The organism is Microcoleus anatoxicus, from assembly GCF_042465725.1.
In the GTDB taxonomy this organism is placed as follows: domain Bacteria; phylum Cyanobacteriota; class Cyanobacteriia; order Cyanobacteriales; family Microcoleaceae; genus Microcoleus; species Microcoleus anatoxicus.
On record NZ_CP120853.1, the window covers coordinates 787,095 to 804,903 of the forward strand.

At 43.2% G+C, this 17,809-nt stretch carries 15 protein-coding genes; 5 read left to right on the top strand and 10 right to left on the bottom strand.

Annotated features, from left to right (window positions below):
• Positions 1–248: 248 nt before the first annotated feature.
• From P2A85_RS03285 to P2A85_RS03300, 4 genes are read left to right on the top strand one after another with little or no spacing between them, the layout of a single operon-like run.
• Positions 249–506 carry a hypothetical protein gene (locus P2A85_RS03285; protein ID WP_340518827.1) on the top strand — a complete coding sequence of 86 codons (258 nt, stop codon included), beginning with the start codon at positions 249–251 and terminating at the stop codon, positions 504–506.
• On the top strand, positions 499–1,701 hold the full coding sequence (locus tag P2A85_RS03290) for a murein transglycosylase A (RefSeq protein ID WP_377477511.1): 1,203 nt from the start codon (positions 499–501) through the stop codon (positions 1,699–1,701). The genes P2A85_RS03285 and P2A85_RS03290 overlap by 8 nt, the downstream gene beginning before the upstream one ends.
• 30 nt (positions 1,702–1,731) lie before the next feature.
• Positions 1,732–2,274 (top strand): hypothetical protein, encoded by a 543-nt coding sequence (locus P2A85_RS03295; protein ID WP_371117578.1) that lies wholly within the window; start codon positions 1,732–1,734, stop codon positions 2,272–2,274.
• Positions 2,275–2,329: 55 nt separating this feature from the next.
• A complete protein-coding gene (locus tag P2A85_RS03300; RefSeq protein ID WP_377477512.1) occupies positions 2,330–3,208 on the top strand; it encodes an ROK family protein in 879 nt (292 codons plus the stop codon).
• Positions 3,209–3,799: 591 nt separating this feature from the next.
• On the opposite strand, the gene P2A85_RS03305 is transcribed toward P2A85_RS03300, so the two are convergent.
• On the bottom strand, positions 3,800–4,222 hold the full coding sequence (locus P2A85_RS03305) for a hypothetical protein (RefSeq protein ID WP_371119659.1): 423 nt from the start codon (positions 4,220–4,222) through the stop codon (positions 3,800–3,802).
• 304 nt (positions 4,223–4,526) lie between these two features.
• Positions 4,527–6,188: a CTP synthase gene (locus P2A85_RS03310; RefSeq protein ID WP_341730997.1), complete on the bottom strand. Its 1,662-nt coding sequence runs from the start codon at positions 6,186–6,188 to the stop codon at positions 4,527–4,529.
• 803 nt (positions 6,189–6,991) lie between these two features.
• On the opposite strand from P2A85_RS03310, the gene P2A85_RS03315 reads away from it, so the two are divergent.
• A complete protein-coding gene (locus P2A85_RS03315) occupies positions 6,992–9,481 on the top strand; it encodes a VIT domain-containing protein (protein ID WP_377477513.1) in 2,490 nt (829 codons plus the stop codon).
• A 72-nt stretch (positions 9,482–9,553) separates the two neighbouring features.
• Here the strand turns inward: P2A85_RS03315 and P2A85_RS03320 are convergent, their stop codons facing one another.
• The 8 genes from P2A85_RS03320 to P2A85_RS03355 form a co-directional block, all read right to left on the bottom strand.
• Entirely contained in the window at positions 9,554–10,435 is an 882-nt protein-coding gene (locus P2A85_RS03320) for an RNA-guided endonuclease InsQ/TnpB family protein (protein ID WP_377481275.1), read from the bottom strand.
• The gene (locus tag P2A85_RS03325) at positions 10,410–10,631 is read right to left on the bottom strand and encodes a DUF2231 domain-containing protein (RefSeq protein WP_377477514.1); all 222 of its coding nucleotides are present in this window, start codon (positions 10,629–10,631) and stop codon (positions 10,410–10,412) included. Before P2A85_RS03325 ends, P2A85_RS03320 begins: the two co-directional genes overlap by 26 nt.
• 51 nt (positions 10,632–10,682) lie before the next feature.
• A complete protein-coding gene (locus tag P2A85_RS03330; RefSeq protein ID WP_377477515.1) occupies positions 10,683–10,967 on the bottom strand; it encodes a hypothetical protein in 285 nt (94 codons plus the stop codon).
• 301 nt (positions 10,968–11,268) lie between these two features.
• Positions 11,269–12,378 carry an ATP-binding protein gene (locus P2A85_RS03335; protein ID WP_377477516.1) on the bottom strand — a complete coding sequence of 370 codons (1,110 nt, stop codon included), beginning with the start codon at positions 12,376–12,378 and terminating at the stop codon, positions 11,269–11,271.
• Positions 12,379–12,513: 135 nt separating this feature from the next.
• The gene (locus P2A85_RS03340; protein WP_377477517.1) at positions 12,514–12,876 is read right to left on the bottom strand and encodes a sensor histidine kinase; all 363 of its coding nucleotides are present in this window, start codon (positions 12,874–12,876) and stop codon (positions 12,514–12,516) included.
• Positions 12,866–15,646: an adenylate/guanylate cyclase domain-containing protein gene (locus P2A85_RS03345; RefSeq protein ID WP_377477518.1), complete on the bottom strand. Its 2,781-nt coding sequence runs from the start codon at positions 15,644–15,646 to the stop codon at positions 12,866–12,868. The genes P2A85_RS03340 and P2A85_RS03345 overlap by 11 nt, the downstream gene beginning before the upstream one ends.
• Positions 15,647–15,695: 49 nt before the next feature.
• The gene (locus P2A85_RS03350) at positions 15,696–17,276 is read right to left on the bottom strand and encodes an ATP-binding protein (protein WP_377477519.1); all 1,581 of its coding nucleotides are present in this window, start codon (positions 17,274–17,276) and stop codon (positions 15,696–15,698) included.
• The gene (locus P2A85_RS03355; protein WP_341730988.1) at positions 17,273–17,809 is read right to left on the bottom strand and encodes a Rab family GTPase; all 537 of its coding nucleotides are present in this window, start codon (positions 17,807–17,809) and stop codon (positions 17,273–17,275) included. The genes P2A85_RS03350 and P2A85_RS03355 overlap by 4 nt, the downstream gene beginning before the upstream one ends.

Sequence of the window (17,809 nt, forward strand, 5' to 3'; positions counted from 1 at the left end):
CTAGATGGGGAGAAAAACGCGCTTTCTTGGCTGGCCGTGGGTCATTCCGGGAGTGCCCCAATCCCTGAAACACCTCCAAAATCGTCTGTGAGGGAGGTAGGCATAGTTCGACTTCGCCCTTGGGTCAGCGTTGGCGAATTGCTGTCAGTTTTAAGTGTCTGAAATTTCCGAAATTTTAGTGATGCCAGATGTCCAGTAAAAGATAGAATGGTTCCAAAAGCTTAAAATCCCAACTCTAAAATACAAATATGCCCAGAACTCCCAGTGAATATTCCGTGCATCTGTTGCTGAGCGGCGGCCACCGTGAAGAAGTCCGTTTCTCAACGCTGCAAGATTTTCAGAAGTGGTACAGCACTGTTTTGGTTCCCAAGCAGGAATCCAATGAATTTCTGAATGTCCCGATCAAAAATATTCAAGGCGAATACATGGTGGTTCGTCCTACCAGTGTTCAGGCAATTCGCGTAGAACCAATTTTTACTTCTAGCGTTGAAAGATACGATGAATAAGGGACGATGGAAATTGAGTAAAATTTTTAGGTATCAGTTATTGACGATCGCCTGTTGCGTTTTGGCGATCGCCTTTAATGCCCCCGTGATGGCAGTTTCCCCGCTACAACCAGTGAGTTTGACTCAGCTATCAGCAAGTGAATCGGAGTCCATCGCCTTTGATGCTCAAATTTGGGGCGTTGAGGGCAAACCGGGAGACAAAGCCTCGTTATTAAAGTCGATCGACTACAGCCTAGGTTATCTCGATAGCGCAGCAGCAGCTAATGTTTACCGACGGTATCAAGTAGCAGGAATTACGCGCGATCGAGTCCGCCGTTCCCTCGATCGCTTTCGCCAATTAGTTGTCAACTCTACCACCCCATCACAACTTCAAGAATCTGTCAAGCGGGAATTTGTATTTTACAAATCCATCGGCAAAGACGGGCAAGGCACTGTAGCATTTACCGGTTATTTTGAGCCTATTTACGCCGCCTCAAGAACCCAGACAGCAGAATATCGATATCCCCTTTATCGCGTGCCACCAAACATCGCGTCTTGGCCAAAACCTCACCCGACAAGATTGGAATTAGAAGGGGCAGATGCTTTGCAGGGAAGCAAAGGATTGTTGCGCGGATTAGAATTAGTTTGGTTGCGCGATCGCTTCCAAGCATTTCTAATTCACGTCCAAGGTTCTGCGAAATTGCAGCTCCCAGATGGTGATGTCATGACAGTGGGTTTTGCCGGGAAAACAAGTCACAGTTATACAGGAGTTGGGCGAGAATTAGTTAAAGACGGAAAGTTTACTTTAGAACAGTTAAACTTGCCAAAATTAACAGAATATTTTGCCAACTTCCCCGAAGAAATGAACAAGTATTTGCCAAAAAATCAAAGCTTTGTATTCTTCCGGGACACTCAAGGATCTCCCGCCATAGGAAGCATTGGAGTGCCAGTAACTGCCGAAAGGTCGATCGCCACCGACAAATCCTTAATGCCACCGGGGGCCCTAGCACTCATTAGTACCAAACTTCCCTACCCCAATGCAGAAGGAAAACTCGAACAAAACAAAGTAAATCGGTACGTTTTAGATCAAGACACAGGCGGTGCAATTAAAGGTGCCGGTAGAGTAGATGTATTTATGGGAACAGGAAACTTGGCGGGCGATCGAGCCGGCTTCATCAACTCAACCGGAGAACTATATTATCCACTTTTAAAGTAGAAAGATACACGCCATATCCAAACCCCACAAATGCTAAACAAAATTTGGCAATTCCTCAAACAACTAATTCAGCGACTCTTCAAAACCCAACCATCCAATCCCCCAACACCAGAAAAGCCCCAGCCACCAACCCTGACAGACACAGAATACGAGGCGAAATTCATGGAACTTCTAGAAGGAGTAAATCAAAGTTGGAGTAGAGGAGATGTCGCCGGATTTCTGATAGCAAAACGTCTGAAAGATGCAGAATTAGCAACTTGGCTGCGTCGATTTGGCCAAAATTTGTTAGCAAATGCCGAGTCAGTAGATTCCGAAAGGATGGAAATCGAGACTAGGAACATTGATGACAACCTGAATCCAAATTCATCAGTTGCATCGCTTCAGGAATTGGCGTGCCGGCTACTGTTATTGAGTAGAATTCGTGACGGGGAATTAGGAAATGTTTCGAGGAAAATTAGTCAGGAGATATTAGCAAGATTTCCCCTACCACCCCAGGAGGATGATGGTGAGAAGGGGATGGTGATTGAAGCAGTGTTTATAGGAGATGGTTTGGGTTTTGACGGGGAAGAATAAGTTGCTAAAAATATCAATTGCTTGTTAGAATATCACACTAAAAATCACAAACTCCATGACACAAGTAATCGGCATTGACTTAGGCGGCACCGCCATCAAACTCGGCAGATTCAGCGCCGAGGGAATTTGCCATCAATCCTTAACAGTACCAACGCCTCAACCCGCAACGCCAGAAGCGGTTTTAGCGACAATGGTAGACGCAATTTCTCAACTTAATCCAGTGGAAAATGCTGTAAAGGCGATCGGCATCGGCACCCCAGGCCCCGCAGACGTGACTGGGAGAATAGCCAGAGTCGCAATTAACCTCAAAAACTGGCAAAACGTCCCCCTAGCTGATTGGTTAGAAGCCAAAACCGGACTGCCAACCATATTAGCAAATGACGCTAACTGTGCTGGATTAGGAGAAGCTTGGTTAGGTGCGGGCCGCCACTGGAAAAACCTAATTTTGCTAACATTAGGCACTGGTGTCGGGGGTGCAGTTATCCTAGATGGCAAACTATTTTCAGGTCATCAAGGTGCCGCCGGCGAGTTAGGATTAATTACCATCAATCCCGATGGCCCGGAATGCAACAGCGGCAATAGTGGTTCCTTAGAACAGTATGTTTCAGTGCAAGCAATTCGTCGCGAAACTGGTTTAGAACCGCTAGAATTAGCAAATTTAGCAAAATCGGGAGATGCCAAAGCTGTAGAATATTGGCAAAATTATGGTCGTTATCTCGGTATAGGTTTGGCAAGTCTCATTTATGTTTTAACGCCGGAAGCTATTATTATCGGTGGCGGAATTAGTGCAGGTGCAGAGTTTTTTTTCCCGGCGGTTATAGCAGAAATAGAGCGACGGGTTCTCCCCAGTTCTAGGGAAAATTTGCAGTTATTGGTAGCTGAATTGGGAAATCAAGCAGGGATGGTAGGGGCAGCAAAACTAGCTTGGAGGTAATTTAATTGTTATTGGTTATTGGTTATTGGTGATTGGGAATTGGTCATTGCGCATTGGTTAGTGGTCAGTTGTTGGTTGTCATTAGCTATTATGTACGAGTATTATATCAGCTTTACTCCTAATATCAAATCCTCTCTTCATTGGAATTATTAAACTCTCTCTTCTCTTCCTTCGCGTCCTACCCTACGGGAACGGCTTCGCCGAACGCGCCTTCGCGGTTAAATCATTCCGATACAACCGGAATTGATATGATTGGGAATTGGTCATTGGTGATTGGTCATTGGTGATTGGAATTGGTTAGTGGTCAGTTGTTGGTTGTCATTAGCTATTATGTATGAGTATTATATCAGCTTTACTCCTAATAGCTAACTCCAACAAACAACAAATAACCAACAACAAATAATACCATTTTCATAAAGTCCTACTACAGATGTAGTTCAAAGCCCCCCCGCGAGTTCGGGGGGGTTGGGGGGGTAGATATGTAGCGCTACTTTATGCAATTGGTATAACAAACAACAAACAACAAATAACAAATAACAAATAACAAACAACAAATAACAAATTCCCCAGTCATTAGTTATTGGTTATTTATTATGGCCCCGAAAGTCCCGTTGTATTTTTGATATATTCCTGTAATTTTTGATAATCATGGGGATTAGTGTGGGGAGCGAGCACAATATTAAGTGCACTGTCTGGTAAACAAAAAGTTAACCGACCATTAGGTTCCCAAGCAAAAAAGCTAATTCGACTCAAATCGATCGAAAATTCCTTGCGATCGTAATTAATTTTGACCCAGGATTTATGAGAATTGCGATCGATGGTTTTTTTGAGATAATCTATAACTTGCCTGTAAGCATCAGAATTACCGTGGGGATTGAGGATAATCGGCTGACTGCTATGAGGCAGCCAAAATGCGATCCTGTTATTATCCAGTTCCTTAGAAAAAGCACTAATAGTGTCCAGGTCGATTATGTAAGAATTTTTCTCATAAATTAATTTAATCCAGTAAGCCACAACACCTCCTGAAACCTCCGTTTCCTGGTATGTAACAAGAGTTAAAAAAATCTATTTTGAAATCTAACCCCATAGAGCTTGACTCAACATTAGAGAATATTAGCATTTTCACATCCTTATGCTTAACCCCGATCCCTACTAGGGTTGGGAGTGGGGTTAGGTTTTTCGCTGAAAATATATTAATAATGTGTCACATCCGCCGTCACGCATCTAAATATTCCTTGATTCTGCTTCGGAGTTGCTCAGAACAACTTTCCTACAAAAATCTTATCAAACTTGATGGTCAAATTAGATGCGTGGCAGCTCATGTGGTTCCTGCAACTTTTTCGGGAACCCAATCGAGGGCCTGTGCTTCGGGAAAATCATGCTTTCCCTGGAGGCTCGCAGCCTCCATGAATCCCTGAAATAATGGGTGAGGGGAGCTGGGTCGAGATTGGAATTCTGGGTGAAATTGGCTGGCGATGAAAAATGGATGGCTTGGTAATTCGATCATTTCTACCAAGCGGCCGTCGGGAGATGTTCCCGAAATAGCATAACCTGACTCTAGGAAAAGATGGCGATAGGCGTTGTTAAATTCGTAGCGGTGCCGATGTCTCTCGTAAATCACTTGTTGGTGGTAAAGTTTGAATGCTAGGGTGTCTGGGTTGACGCGACACGGATATAAACCCAGTCGCATTGTTCCGCCCAAATCTATCACATCTTGCTGTTCTGGCAATAAGTTAATCACTGGATTTGTGGTATTGGGGTCAAACTCGGCACTGTTGGCATTTTCTAGTTGGGCGGTGTTGCGAGCCCACTCAATCACAGCACACTGCATTCCTAAACACAATCCCAAAAAGGGAATTTTGTGCTGTTTGGCGTATTGGATGGCTGCTATTTTGCCGTCTACTCCGCGAATTCCAAAACCTCCGGGTACAACAATGCCGTTGATACCGGTGAGATAATTTTCTATATTTCCCGATTCTAAATCTTCTGAGTTAATCCAGCGTAAATTGACGTCACTACCGATGGAGATTGCTGCGTGCCGCAAGGCTTCCACGACGGAAAGATAAGCGTCGTTCAACCGCACGTATTTGCCGACTAAAGCAATATCAATTTTGTGACTGGGGCTGTAGAGTCGCTTGACTAAAGTTTCCCACTGAGTCAAATCGGGTTGGCGATGTTCGAGTTGCAGCAAATTGATGGTTTGTTCTGCCAAACCTTCGTTTTCCATCATCAGTGGCACTTCGTAGATACTTTTGGCATCTTGAGCCGTGATGACGCATTCTTCGGGTACGTTGCAGAATTCCGATAGTTTTTCTTTCATGCCCAAGGACAGGGGACGATCGCACCTACAGACCAAAATATCAGGTTGAATGCCGATCGAGCGCAATTCCTTCACCGAATGCTGAGTCGGTTTAGTTTTCATCTCCCCAGCCGAAGGAATCCAAGGTATCAACGTGACGTGCATATACACAACATTTTGGCGGCGGACATCCTTGCGAAACTGGCGAATTGCCTCCAAAAACGGCAGGGATTCAATATCTCCCACCGTGCCGCCAATTTCCGTAATTACCACATCGGGATTGGTATTTTGTGCAACTCGGTGAATGCGCTCTTTAATCTCGTTAGTGATGTGGGGAATCACCTGCACCGTACTCCCGTGATACTCGCCACGGCGTTCTTTATTAATCACCGCTTGATAAATCGACCCCGTGGTGACACTGTTGAGCCGTGACATGGATGTATCGGTAAAACGCTCGTAATGACCCAAATCCAGATCGGTTTCTGCACCGTCTTGAGTCACGAACACCTCCCCGTGCTGAAACGGGCTGAGAGTGCCGGGGTCAACGTTAATATAAGGGTCTAGCTTCAGAATGGAGACAGAATAGCCGCGGGACTTCAACAAGCGCCCCAAGGAAGCAGCGACTATTCCCTTACCGATGCTGGAAACGACACCGCCGGTCACAAACACAAATTTGCTCATAAGACTTTTGACTTTAGATGTTTTTGCTTAAGGTAACACTCAAATCTAAAAGCTAAAAACCAAATTGTCCAGCATTCATGGAGTATTTTTTGAATCTGCGGTGGGTACAGCTATTTAATTGTCTAATTTAGTCGTGGACGCAAAAAACCCGGTTTCTTCTAAAAATAGTCCTTTTTTTCGACAAATATTCACGCAGAAACCGGGTTTTTGAATCCCCCTGCGTCCAGGACTGTAATTGTTGACACTCAAGCGGTCTAAAGACACGCTCGATTCTGCTGACAGAGTAGCTTTTGGTAATGTCCAAAGTCTCACTCTCGCTACGGTCGTCAAGCACCGTCTACCCAGTCAGATTAGGTCTACACCTAACTTCCTGTCTACTTTTGCTTTTGCGTTTTCAGAGTCCATCACTCAGCCAAGTCGCGGTACGCTCAACAATCTGCCATTGTTTGCTCCTTGCTCGTCATACTGCCGTCAAAGTTACCTTTAACCGTTGTTTCAGGGGAGCCTGGATTTCTCCGTACTAGAATGTCTCAACACGTAGATGGTTGTCCCTACTTGCTCTCTAATTTTACCAGAAAGAACACGGCGGTTAAAACCGCCCGTGTCGCTTCCCTCTCAGGTCTAAAGACGCTGAGTTTCCCGCATACCGTGAGGTTTTTATGAAAGATAGAATTTTGTAGGTTTGACTCGATCGCCCCATGAGCCATAGTCGGTAATTTTTGGCACATCCCTGACTCAGGAACGTTTCGCGAAGGTTAAGGTCATGGTATATAGAGCATTTCCAGTCTGCTAAAAAAATTGCTATGAAGTTTGTCTGTGTTTTATCTGCCCAACGGTTGCTTTCTGCTGGTATGGCACTCCTGGCTGCGATCGAGTGTAGCGCGTGGCTGGCTCCCCATAGAGCAAGGGCGATCGCTCTTGGGGGACATTCTGCTGCTGCATCACCACAACTCCTGGCTAGAAATGAGGTTAACTGCCGTAGCGACGGATACTCGCCCCAAAGTCGGTGTCCCGTCGGCGGTTTGTTCGTCCCAAGTCAAAATCCGGGCCAGGAACAAGTCTTTGGGCTCAAACAAACTCAAGTTAAAGCTAAAATTGCCGGCAATATCTCCCGCGTCGAAGTTGTTCAGAAGTTTGAAAATTCTTTCACCGAACCTTTGGAAGCTGTTTATGTGTTTCCTTTACCTGACGAAGCGGCGGTGGATGATATGGAAATTAAAATCGGCTCACGAACTATCAAATCTGATATCAAACGACGAGACGAAGCTTTGGAAATTTACGAAAAAGCTCGAACCCAAGGCAGAACAGCGGGTTTGTTGGAACAAGAACGGGACAATATTTTTACTCAGTCTCTGGCAAATATCAAACCCGGAGAGCAAATAGAAGTTACCATTCGCTACACCGAAAGTCTCAAGTTTGAGGGAGGCGATTATGAATTTGTGTTTCCCATGGTGGTGGGGCCTCGCTATATTCCCAGAAATCTGACCCCCCCCAACCCCCCTTTAACCAGGCAGGGGGCGGTTAATACCGATGCCGATCGCATTAACCCGCCTGTAGTGCCTCCGGGAACGCGATCGGGTCACGATATCGCTGTGAATGTAGAAATAGATAGCGGAATTCCGATTAGCCATGTCCGCTCTACTTCTCATCAAATTACCACGGCTCGCAGCGGCAATATTGTGCAAGTCCAATTAGCCAATTCTGATACAATCCCCAATAAAGATTTAATTTTGCGCTATCAAGTAGCTGGAGAAAACACCCAGGCAGCAGTCCTGACTCAAGCTGACAAGCGAGGCGGTCATTTTGCGGCTTATCTGATTCCGGCATTAAATTACAAAGCCAATCAAATTGTACCCAAAGATGTCGTGTTTCTGATGGATACTTCCGGTTCTCAACAGGGAGAACCGCTAGCAAAATCCCAGGAATTGATGCGCCGTTTTATTCAAGGTTTAAATCCCCAGGATACTTTTACAATTATTGATTTTGCCAATACTGCTAAAGCACTTTCACCCACTCCTTTAGCCAATACTCAGCTCAATCGACAAAAAGCTATTGATTATATTGCCAAATTGCAAGCTAACGGCGGTACGGAATTGCTCAATGGCATCCGAACAGTGATGAATTTTCCGGCTCCCGAAACCGGAAGGTTGCGGAGTATTGTACTAATTACTGATGGTTATATTGGCAATGAAAAAGAAGCGATCGACCAGGTGCAACGGAGTCTCAAACCGGGAAATCGACTCTATAGTTTTGGTGTGGGCGGTTCTGTAAATCGGTTTTTGCTTAACCGTTTGGCCCAAGTGGGAAGAGGCACATCTCAAGTAGTTCGTCAAGATGAACCGACGGAGGCCGCAGCAGAAAAGTTTTTTCGCCAAATTAACAGTCCGGTATTGACGAATATTCAAATTAGTTGGGAAGGAATGGGGGAAAAAGCGGAGATTTATCCCCAGGTGGTGCCAGATTTGTTTGCTAGTGCACCGCTAGTTTTGTTTGGCCGGCAGAACGATCGCACCAGTGGCCAAATTCGTATCCGCGGCACTGAAGCTGACGGTAAAGTTTACGAGCAGATTTTACCCGTGAATTTTGCTCCTTCTGTCAATGTTCGCCAACGGGAGTCAAATTCAGTTGTCACGACTAATCTGGATTTTGGCAATCTGGCGATCGCTCAACTTTGGGGTCGATCGCGGATTCAGGATTTGATGAATCAAATGTTTGGTGGCGAGACTAAATCTCTGGTGGAATCAGTGACTAATACTGCTTTGACCTATGGCTTGCTGTCGGAATACACCGCGTTTGTGGCTGTCAGCGAAGAAGTCCGGGTGGAACCAGATGGATCGCGTCGGCGAGTACAAGTGCCTGTAGAACTGCCACAGGGGATGAGCTATGAAGGTATTTTTGAGTCGGATGAGGCGATCGGGCAAACTAGAGGCGGTGGTTCCCGTGTCAACCCAACTCGCCGGGAAGCACGATCGGCACCACTTCAGGAAGTGGCGAAACCCCAGCAGCCAAGCACTTCTCCTTTGCAAATAGCTAGTGTCGAAGGGTTGGATGTGTCGGCTATTGCTGCTTTGACTCAATACCTGCAATCTGTGATGTTACCGACTGGGGTTAGTGGGGAGACGGTTTGGGAATTGTGGGTACAAGATGGCCGGGTGGTGCGAGTGGCGATCGACTATGGAGCCTCGACGCTACAAGCCGCTGAGCCAATTAAGCATCTCCAGGAAGCTTTAACTTCCTGGAAACCACCCGCAGGAGTAGGCGGCAAAGTGCGCCTGAAGTTAAAAATTAATTAATGCCATAGGTTAAGCAATAAGTTGATATTTGAAATACTCACCGGCCTCTCATGAGCGGTGATTGTTGACGCTTCATCGGGTTCTGCTACCTTTCATAGTCTGACAATCCCTCTGCGCCCGTTTATAGTCGTGGCGATTCCCCATCCCGACTTTCTCTATATTCTTAGCAGCATTTTCATCTCTATCTTGCTTGGTACCACAACTTAGGCAAAGCACTGAGCGGATAGACAAATCGACTTTGCCCCACCTAAAGCCACAGTCCGAACAGACTTGGCTGGTGGGTTCCCATCTGCTAATCACATTGAATTCCCTGCCCAACTTTTCAGACTTGCCCTCGCAAAGTGTCCTAAATTCTCTCCATCCTTGCTGACTAATCGCTCTTGAAAGTTTCCGATTCTTGACCATGCCCGACACGTTCAAATCTTCCAAAATAATAACTTGGTTTTCGTTGACTATTTTAGTTGACAATTTGTGGAGGAAATCCTTGCGAGTATCGGTAATCTGATTGTGCAGTTTCGCAATCTTAATGCGGATTACATTCCTTCTTCTAGAATCATGAGGTTGACGAGCTAATTTGCGTTGCAGTTTGCGAACTTTCCGGTCTAACTTTTTATAGCTAGGGCTTTCGGCTTTTTCACCATTGCTCATTACCGCAAAGGTTTTAATTCCTAAATCAATCCCGATACTTGGATTTTTAGCTTCAGATGCAATTGGTTGAATTTCTACAACAAAGCTCAGAAAGTAGCGATTCGCACAGTCCTTGATTACCGTGACCGAGCTAGGTTCTGATGGCAACTCTCTAGACCATATTGGATTGACAATCCCAATCTTGGCTAAATAAATCCCATCACCTTTGAGAGAAAATCCTCCAACCCTAAAACGTGCTGACTGACTACTGGTTCTTTTCTTGAACTTAGGATATCCAACTTTACGTCCCTTTCTCTTTCCAAGGATCGCTTGTCAGCCAGTAGCCGATGTCAGTACCGGCTGCTCCTACCAGAAAGGCTACGGGAAATACAATCAGCACTGGGTGAAGGGGATGGCCTGCGACTGCAACTACTATGCCACCATCGAGATATTCTCGATCGTCAGTTTCCAGAATGGGCGGAATATTGGGGAAAGGAGCAGTGTTTCTCTGATTTGTTTCCATGATTTCTACAGATAACTTTGGTTAAAAAACTCGTCTTTAATTTGATTGAATTTAATCCCAAATTCGCTCACCATTTTCGTCAACTCTGGCCTGCCGAATTACGTCGGAAATTTCTTCAGCGTCTTTGACGTGGTGCAGGGCTTTCTTTTCCCCATCCGGTTCTTCGACGATGACATAAGTGGGAACTGTAACTATATCTCCAGTTATGTCTGGAACGTGGTCTACTGCGAGTTGCTGGGCTTTTTCTTCGATGGTTTGTGGTTCGTCGGAAATTCGATCTCCCGGATTGGAACTGCGGAAAATATCTTTAGTTTCGTTTGGTTTGTCGATGCTCATAGATCCTCTCTGATGTTTCTTAATTGGGTGTTGGTAACAGTAATTGATACTATTGAACGAAAAATATCCCTGATGCTACATCTCTCAAGGGGTGGAAGTTTCATTTATGCCGATCGCAGCTAGTCTCTATCTATAGGTAGAGCCTTGATTCCAGGTTTAAGCCAGAAAGCTACATTAAATAAAATATTTTATTTAATTGTTAATTTTTTGTGCATCAACAACAGCTCAAATAACATTAATAACAAGATTTTTTTATTGCTAAAACAGGCCGGGGGCTGGCCTATTGTTCTTTAGTCAACACTCAACTATCAAAAGGCAGCGCCACAGTAAATGTAGTACCTTTACCGATCGCACTTTCCACACTTATGGTACCGCCGTGGAGGTCAACAATGTGTTTGACAATACAAAGTCCCAACCCCGAACCTTTAATATTGCTGACATTACCACCCCGTTCAAACTTCTGAAATAATTTGCCTATATCTTCCGCTCTCATACCAATTCCTTCATCGCGAATGCAAAAAATTACTTGCTGGCATTTGCTGCTTATTTCAAGAGATACATCACCGCCGTTTGGAGAATATTTTATAGCATTTGACAGCAAATTTATGAGCATATGGTGCAGTAGTTTTGCATCGACATTAGCGTACAAAAAATCTTGTTTATGTCGAAAATTTATTAGGTGTTGTTGACTAGCGATCGGTTGCATATCATCTAATATAAGATGGCACAAATCAACCAGATTTACCAACTTTAAGTTCAGGAAAAGTTTGCCAGAATCTGCTTTGGCTATCATTAAAATATCTTCCAGCAATTCACTCATATTGATCGCAGCTTTTTTAATACGTTCTACCGTCTTATTTGCTGTTACTATACTAGCAGAATAATTCCAATCTTCCAGTATTTCAGCGGATAGCTGTATGGTAGTCAAGGGAGTATTTAAATCATGGTATACCATTGCCAAAAAACGCGATTCGTCTTCGCTTTTTGCTGTAAATGATGCAATTTCTTGTTGCATTTTAACCGTTTCTTGATGTTTGCTCAATGCAATCTTGATAGTGGCGTGTAGCTCTCTTTCTTTAAAAGGTTTGAGGAGGTAGCCGTAGGAACCACTATTTTTTGCTCGCTCCAAAGTTTCTTCGTCTGCATAGGCAGTTGTATAGATAATTGGTATATCTAATTTTTGATTGATGATTGTTGCTGTTTCTATTCCGTCTATTTGGCCTTTAATGACTATATCCATCAAAATTAAATCTGGCTTCATTTCGCCAGCACGCTCGATGGCATCGGCTCCTGAACAAACAATCCCTGCTATTTTGTAACCCAAATTCTCCAATTTGTTGGATAAATTTTTAGCTATTAAAAGTTCGTCTTCCACAATCAAAATATTAATATTTCTTTCCGAAATTTTCATAATTCTTAAGCCTTTTAAAATATTTTAATTCAGTGAATGTTAAGTGAAAAATAGAGCCTATTTCTCCTGATAGTTCAATATTTCATTCTAGCTGTTGGGTTAAAGTGGAGACAACTTGAAAGCCCTAGTATTTTTTTAAAAAAAATTAAAATTTGGCGGAACACCTTTGCCGTCATCTTTGACGATGAGGTGGATTTCCCGATCGCCTGTTTGATAGCATTCTACACTAACCGTACCATTTGCGCGATCGCGAAAAGCGTGATTCAAGGTATTTGACACTAATTCATTAGCAATTAAACCGCAGGGAGTCGCAGTTTCAATGTTTAGCCAAATCGGTTCCGCTAATAGCTGCAACTGAATAGGATGGTCGCTAATATTGTAAAACTTAAATAAGTTAGTTACCAAGTCTTCCAGATATTCACCAAAATTAAGTTGAATGGTCGAAGAGCACGGTGCGAAGCCAATTACCAACGACCAATGACTAATTTTATTTTTCACCTATAAGTAAATAAGTTGTCATTTCCCCTTTCCCTTTAACATGAATAGTTTCCCGCCGATCGAATAAATATTTGTGTTGCAATAAATTATAAGTAGCTTCGCTCACTTGAATTCGCCAAGGCAAACCGTGAGATTCCATGCGAGAAGCAATATTAACCGTGTCGCCCCACAAATCGTAAATAAATTTCTTGATGCCAATTACTCCCGCCACCACCGGGCCACTATGGATACCGATGCGGATGCTAAAATATTTGTTATTTTGAGCATTAAATCTGGCTATTTCTGTTTGCATATCCAGGGCCATTTGGGCGATCGCTTCGGCATGGTCTGCCCTAGGCTCAGGTAATCCTCCTACTACCATGTATGCGTCCCCAATAGTCTTAATTTTTTCTAACCCAAGCCGTTCGCAAATCAGGTCAAAGCTGGAAAAAATTTGGTTGAGCAACTCCACCAGCTCAATGGGATTCATCAGGGTAGACAAGTGTGTAAAACCCACAATATCTGCAAACAAAACAGTCACTTCAGGAAAGTATTCTGCAATAGTAGTTTCATTTCGTTTAAGCCTTTCTGCTATGGCTTTCGGCAAAATATTTAAAAGGAGTTTTTCAGATTTTTCTTGTTCTTCCCGGAGGGCATCTTCTGCTTGCTTGCGTTCGGTGATGTCATGGTAACTCCAAACTCTGCCGATAATTTCATCTCCCAGTCGCTGCGGTTCAGAATAGCGTTCAAAAAATCTGCCGTCTTGAAATTCTAACAAGTCGTAACTTTCCGCTTCTGGCTGCTCGTAAAGTGATTCTATCCTTTCTTGAAATGCCTGGGGATCTTTCAGTTGGTTGAGGACAAAGGCAACAATTTGTGCATCGGATCGCAGTGCCATCACTTCTTCGGGAATGCCCCACATTTCTATAAATTCTCGGTTGAAACTGACTATTTTTCCAGTGCGATCGATCGCTAAAATCCCGTCAGCAGTGGAATCAAAAGTTGCTTGGAGCAGGGAGACAGATTGGGCTAAAGCATCTTCAGCTTGTTTGCGAGCAGTAATGTCTCGCAAAATCGCGCGAATAGCCACTAGCTGACCATCAGCAAATTTACAGCTTATACTCCCTTCCAACAAAATTTGTTGGTATTTTTTGGTCACAAAAATCGCTTCTACAGAATCTGGATAAAAAGTATTTTCATCTATTTCTTTGTCGCGAATCGCCCGATCGAATATGTGAAGAGAATCCGGGGAACTGTTGGGATGAATGATATCAAATACTGTCATTTTAGCAATTTCTGCTTCGCTGTACCCAAGAGTTTCTCGCCAAGCCCGATTCACGTACAAAAAATGACCGTCTGCTCCAATACTTTGAATCAAGTCGCTAGCATTTTCAAATAAGTCTCGCAGTTGTTCTTCACTTTCTCGCAAAGCTGCTTCTGCTTGTTTGCGCTTAATAAATTGACCAATTTGGCTGCCAATTGTTGCCATTGTCTGGAGCAATTCTTCGTCGTAGCACTGCACCTCGCAACTAAAAAAAGCGATGACACCCAAAATTGACCGGGTAGAATTTTCCTGTTCGTAGTCGCCAAAAATTGGGAAGCAAAAAGCTCCATGCAATCCGGATCTACCCGCAATTTCTCGGCGGTAAAACTTGTCATTTTCAGTTATATCTCTAATCAACTCAGGGGAACCGGTGGCCCAAACGCGCCCCGGTAATCCTTCCCCCATGGCAAAGGTAGTTTGTTCGGCAACTTCTACAAATTCGCGAATAGAGATTGAACGTTTTGTCCAATTAGCCACACACCGGAGTAAATTTGGATCGGAAATCGGAACTTTTCTCTTAGTTACTGACAGTAGCTTTTCACCTGTTTCTGGCATCCAGAGCTCGGCGGTATCCCATCCCAAACTGTCGCAAATTACGGGAAGAATTGCGGCGATCGCCTTTTTGATTGTTTCCGATGCCGAGAGAATGCGCGTGGTGACATATTGGGCTACTTTTCGCTTGCTAGCCCGCTTTCTCTCTGTAACATCTCTACCGATATACAGGAAATCTTTGAAGTCTGTCCCACCATCAGAAATACTCTTAATGTCACTGGGAATAGGGGTACAGGAAAAAGCCAATGTGAGCTTTTCACCTGTTTTTGCTGTGCAAATTACTTCCGCCTCAGTTTGAACTAATTCACCTTGTCTACTGAGATTCTGTAAAGATTGACCGATGGGAGCGATCGCATTTATTTGTCGTCCTACTAATTCCGAGTCGCTGTAACCAAACAAATTTTGAGCAGCTTGATTAACTTTTTTAATTTTTCCACTGGCGGTGGTCACTAACAAAACTTCTGCCATGGAAGTAATGATTTTTTCCACATAATTGTTAGTAGCTGCTAAGGTACTCAATAAAATATTCATTTCATTGGTCGCCTGAACAAGAGTTTGTTCTAAACCCATCCTGTCTGTTACATCTTCAAAAAATATAATTAATCTTTGATGACTTTCATCATTTCTGAATGCGACGATATACATATCAAAATACAGTCGTGAGTTATCATCTAAAACCCGCGTCATCGCTTTTAAATCAAAATTTGGCAAACTCCCTTCAAAGATATCAATTAAAATTTCTTCAGTTCCTACCAATTCTGGAAAGTGAACGCGGACATCATTTCCCGATACTATTTGGTCACAGTAGGCAAAACGCTGTACATTGGCAGATGTCTCTTGAATTAAAAAGTCTCTATCTAGTGCTAGGTACTCCAGGTGGTGAGGAACCAATAGTTTTTGTAACAGGGTTTTCATTTGAGATTTTTGGTAGTAAATGCGCCCTTGATATCCAGCAAATCTGAGATTAATCTATTTGCTGTGATTTGTAATATGGAATGGTCACTATAAAAGTAGTACCTAACCCTGTTTCGCTGGAAAATTCAATTTGACCGCCGTGCAAGTCTACACACTGCTTGACTATGGATAAACCTAGTCCAGTACCGGGTATTTTACCTACATTTTGAGCTCGGTAATAAGATTCAAACAGTTGTTCTTGGTCTTCTATAGGAATGCCAATTCCTTCATCTTTAATTTTAAAGATAGCCTCTTCATCATAACAATGCAACTCAACATAAACATTGCTATCGATTGGCGAATATTTAATACCATTGGACAGCAAGTTTGTCAATATGTGTCGCAGCAATTTTTTATCCATTGCTGGTAATTTTTTGCTTTCCTCAGAAGAGTTATTAATTAATTTCACCCCCCGCGACATTACTCGCTTGTAAATAAAGCAAACTGCATGATTTTTGCCGAAGCTAATTTTGATAGATTCTACTAAATCGTTGCAAAAATTTTTCAAGTCAACTGGTGTGGGATTGAATTTCAATTTCCCTGCTTCTGCACTACTAAGCAACCGAACATCATCTAATAGCTGAGCCATGTGTTTAGATGCTGATTGAATGTGTTCTAGGTATTCTTTTTTCTCCTGGATTGTAATTTCATCGCCGTATTCTTTGAGAATTTGAGTAGAAAACAATACTGTATTTAAAGGATTGCCAAATTCGTGAGCAAGCATCGAAAAAAAGCGAGATTTTACGTCTCTGAGTTCCTGTTCTCTTGCCAAAGACCGACGAATTTCGATTTCTTGTTGCTTGCGTTCTGTAACATCTCTACCTATGTACACAAAATCATATAGCCCCTTCAGTTCCGTCTGAATCGCCGCACAGGAAAATTCTACCCAAATTTCTGCTCCTGTTTTTGTCGTGCAGACTACCTCCAATTCTCTCACTAATTCTTCTTGAGACAAAATATAATGGTGGCGTGCTTGGTAAAGCAATGTTTCTTCCACGACAATCATGGACAAAGGCTGTTCGACAATTTCTGATTCGGTGTACCCAAACAACAATTGAGCGGATTGATTTACTGTTTTGATGATGCCCAAGGTGGTTGTGACTAACAAAGCATCGCCCATAGATATAATTACTTTATCTATGTAATCTCTCGAAGCTTCTAAGGCTCTCACTAAAAGATTTGCCTCATTAGCTCTTTGGATTAATGATTGCTTCATTACCATTTTTTCGGTGGAATCTTCAATCAAAATTAGCAATGTACTTGGTCGTCGTTCTTCTTCTTCTTGTTCTTCGTTGTTTTCATGTTCAATTACTAACAGATCGAAATATAAAGGATGATTATTGTCGGTAAACCTAGCAATCCCCTTGACTTGAAAACTTGACCTCTGTCCGATAATTATAGATGTGAGGATATTTTCAACTCCAATTAATTCAGGAAAACAGATGCGGGCATCCACACCGGGTAAAGCCTCGCCGGCTGTATCTGCAAACCGCTGCACGGCTGAGGAGGTTTCCTCAATAAGGAAATTGTGATTAATCACAAAATATTCGGTTTCTTGGGGGACTAACAGCTTTCTAAAAATATCGCTCATACTTGTTCTACCATTGTGTAAGCTAGTTTGTGAAAAATTTCATCGACATCTTTGCCCGTTTTAGCAGATGTTGTGTAAACTGCTACTACTTTATCTTGACCTATGGAATGGGCGATTTCCACTAGCAGTGCTAATTTTTCTTCGTCTATCAAGTCTACTTTGTTCAAAGCGATGATTATTGAGCCTTTTGGGTTGACTGAAGAAAAAAGCTTAATGTGTTCGGAAATTCGCTCAACGGTTTCTGAGCGACTGACATCGGCAACTATTAAAACGCCGCCTGCTCCCTGCAAATAAGTGGGGGCGATACCTTTGAATTTTGTATGCCCCTCTAAATCCCAAATCAGCAACTGTGCTGTGACAATTTCCTGTTTGGTGCTGTTTTCTAATACAATACTTTTGCGAGAAATTTTCACTCCTACCGTGGACAGGTACTGGTCGCTGAATTGCCGATCGACAAAACGGCGGATCATACTGGTTTTACCCACGCCAAAATCGCCGATCATGCACATTTTTTTAGAGATAGTAACTGACAT

Bases quoted from the DNA above. Each gene is read 5' to 3' on its own strand.
- P2A85_RS03290 (WP_377477511.1), top strand. From the start codon at position 499: ATGAATAAGGGACGATGGAAATTGAGTAAAATTTTTAGGTATCAGTTA.
- P2A85_RS03350 (WP_377477519.1), bottom strand. From the start codon at position 17,276: ATGAGCGATATTTTTAGAAAGCTGTTAGTCCCCCAAGAAACCGAATAT.
- P2A85_RS03315 (WP_377477513.1), top strand. From the start codon at position 6,992: ATGAAGTTTGTCTGTGTTTTATCTGCCCAACGGTTGCTTTCTGCTGGT.
- P2A85_RS03345 (WP_377477518.1), bottom strand. From the start codon at position 15,646: ATGAAAACCCTGTTACAAAAACTATTGGTTCCTCACCACCTGGAGTAC.
- P2A85_RS03335 (WP_377477516.1), bottom strand. From the start codon at position 12,378: ATGAAAATTTCGGAAAGAAATATTAATATTTTGATTGTGGAAGACGAA.
- P2A85_RS03300 (WP_377477512.1), top strand. From the start codon at position 2,330: ATGACACAAGTAATCGGCATTGACTTAGGCGGCACCGCCATCAAACTC.
- P2A85_RS03355 (WP_341730988.1), bottom strand. From the start codon at position 17,809: ATGTCAGTTACTATCTCTAAAAAAATGTGCATGATCGGCGATTTTGGC.
- P2A85_RS03310 (WP_341730997.1), bottom strand. From the start codon at position 6,188: ATGAGCAAATTTGTGTTTGTGACCGGCGGTGTCGTTTCCAGCATCGGT.
- P2A85_RS03330 (WP_377477515.1), bottom strand. From the start codon at position 10,967: ATGAGCATCGACAAACCAAACGAAACTAAAGATATTTTCCGCAGTTCC.
- P2A85_RS03295 (WP_371117578.1), top strand. From the start codon at position 1,732: ATGCTAAACAAAATTTGGCAATTCCTCAAACAACTAATTCAGCGACTC.
- P2A85_RS03325 (WP_377477514.1), bottom strand. From the start codon at position 10,631: ATGGAAACAAATCAGAGAAACACTGCTCCTTTCCCCAATATTCCGCCC.
- P2A85_RS03285 (WP_340518827.1), top strand. From the start codon at position 249: ATGCCCAGAACTCCCAGTGAATATTCCGTGCATCTGTTGCTGAGCGGC.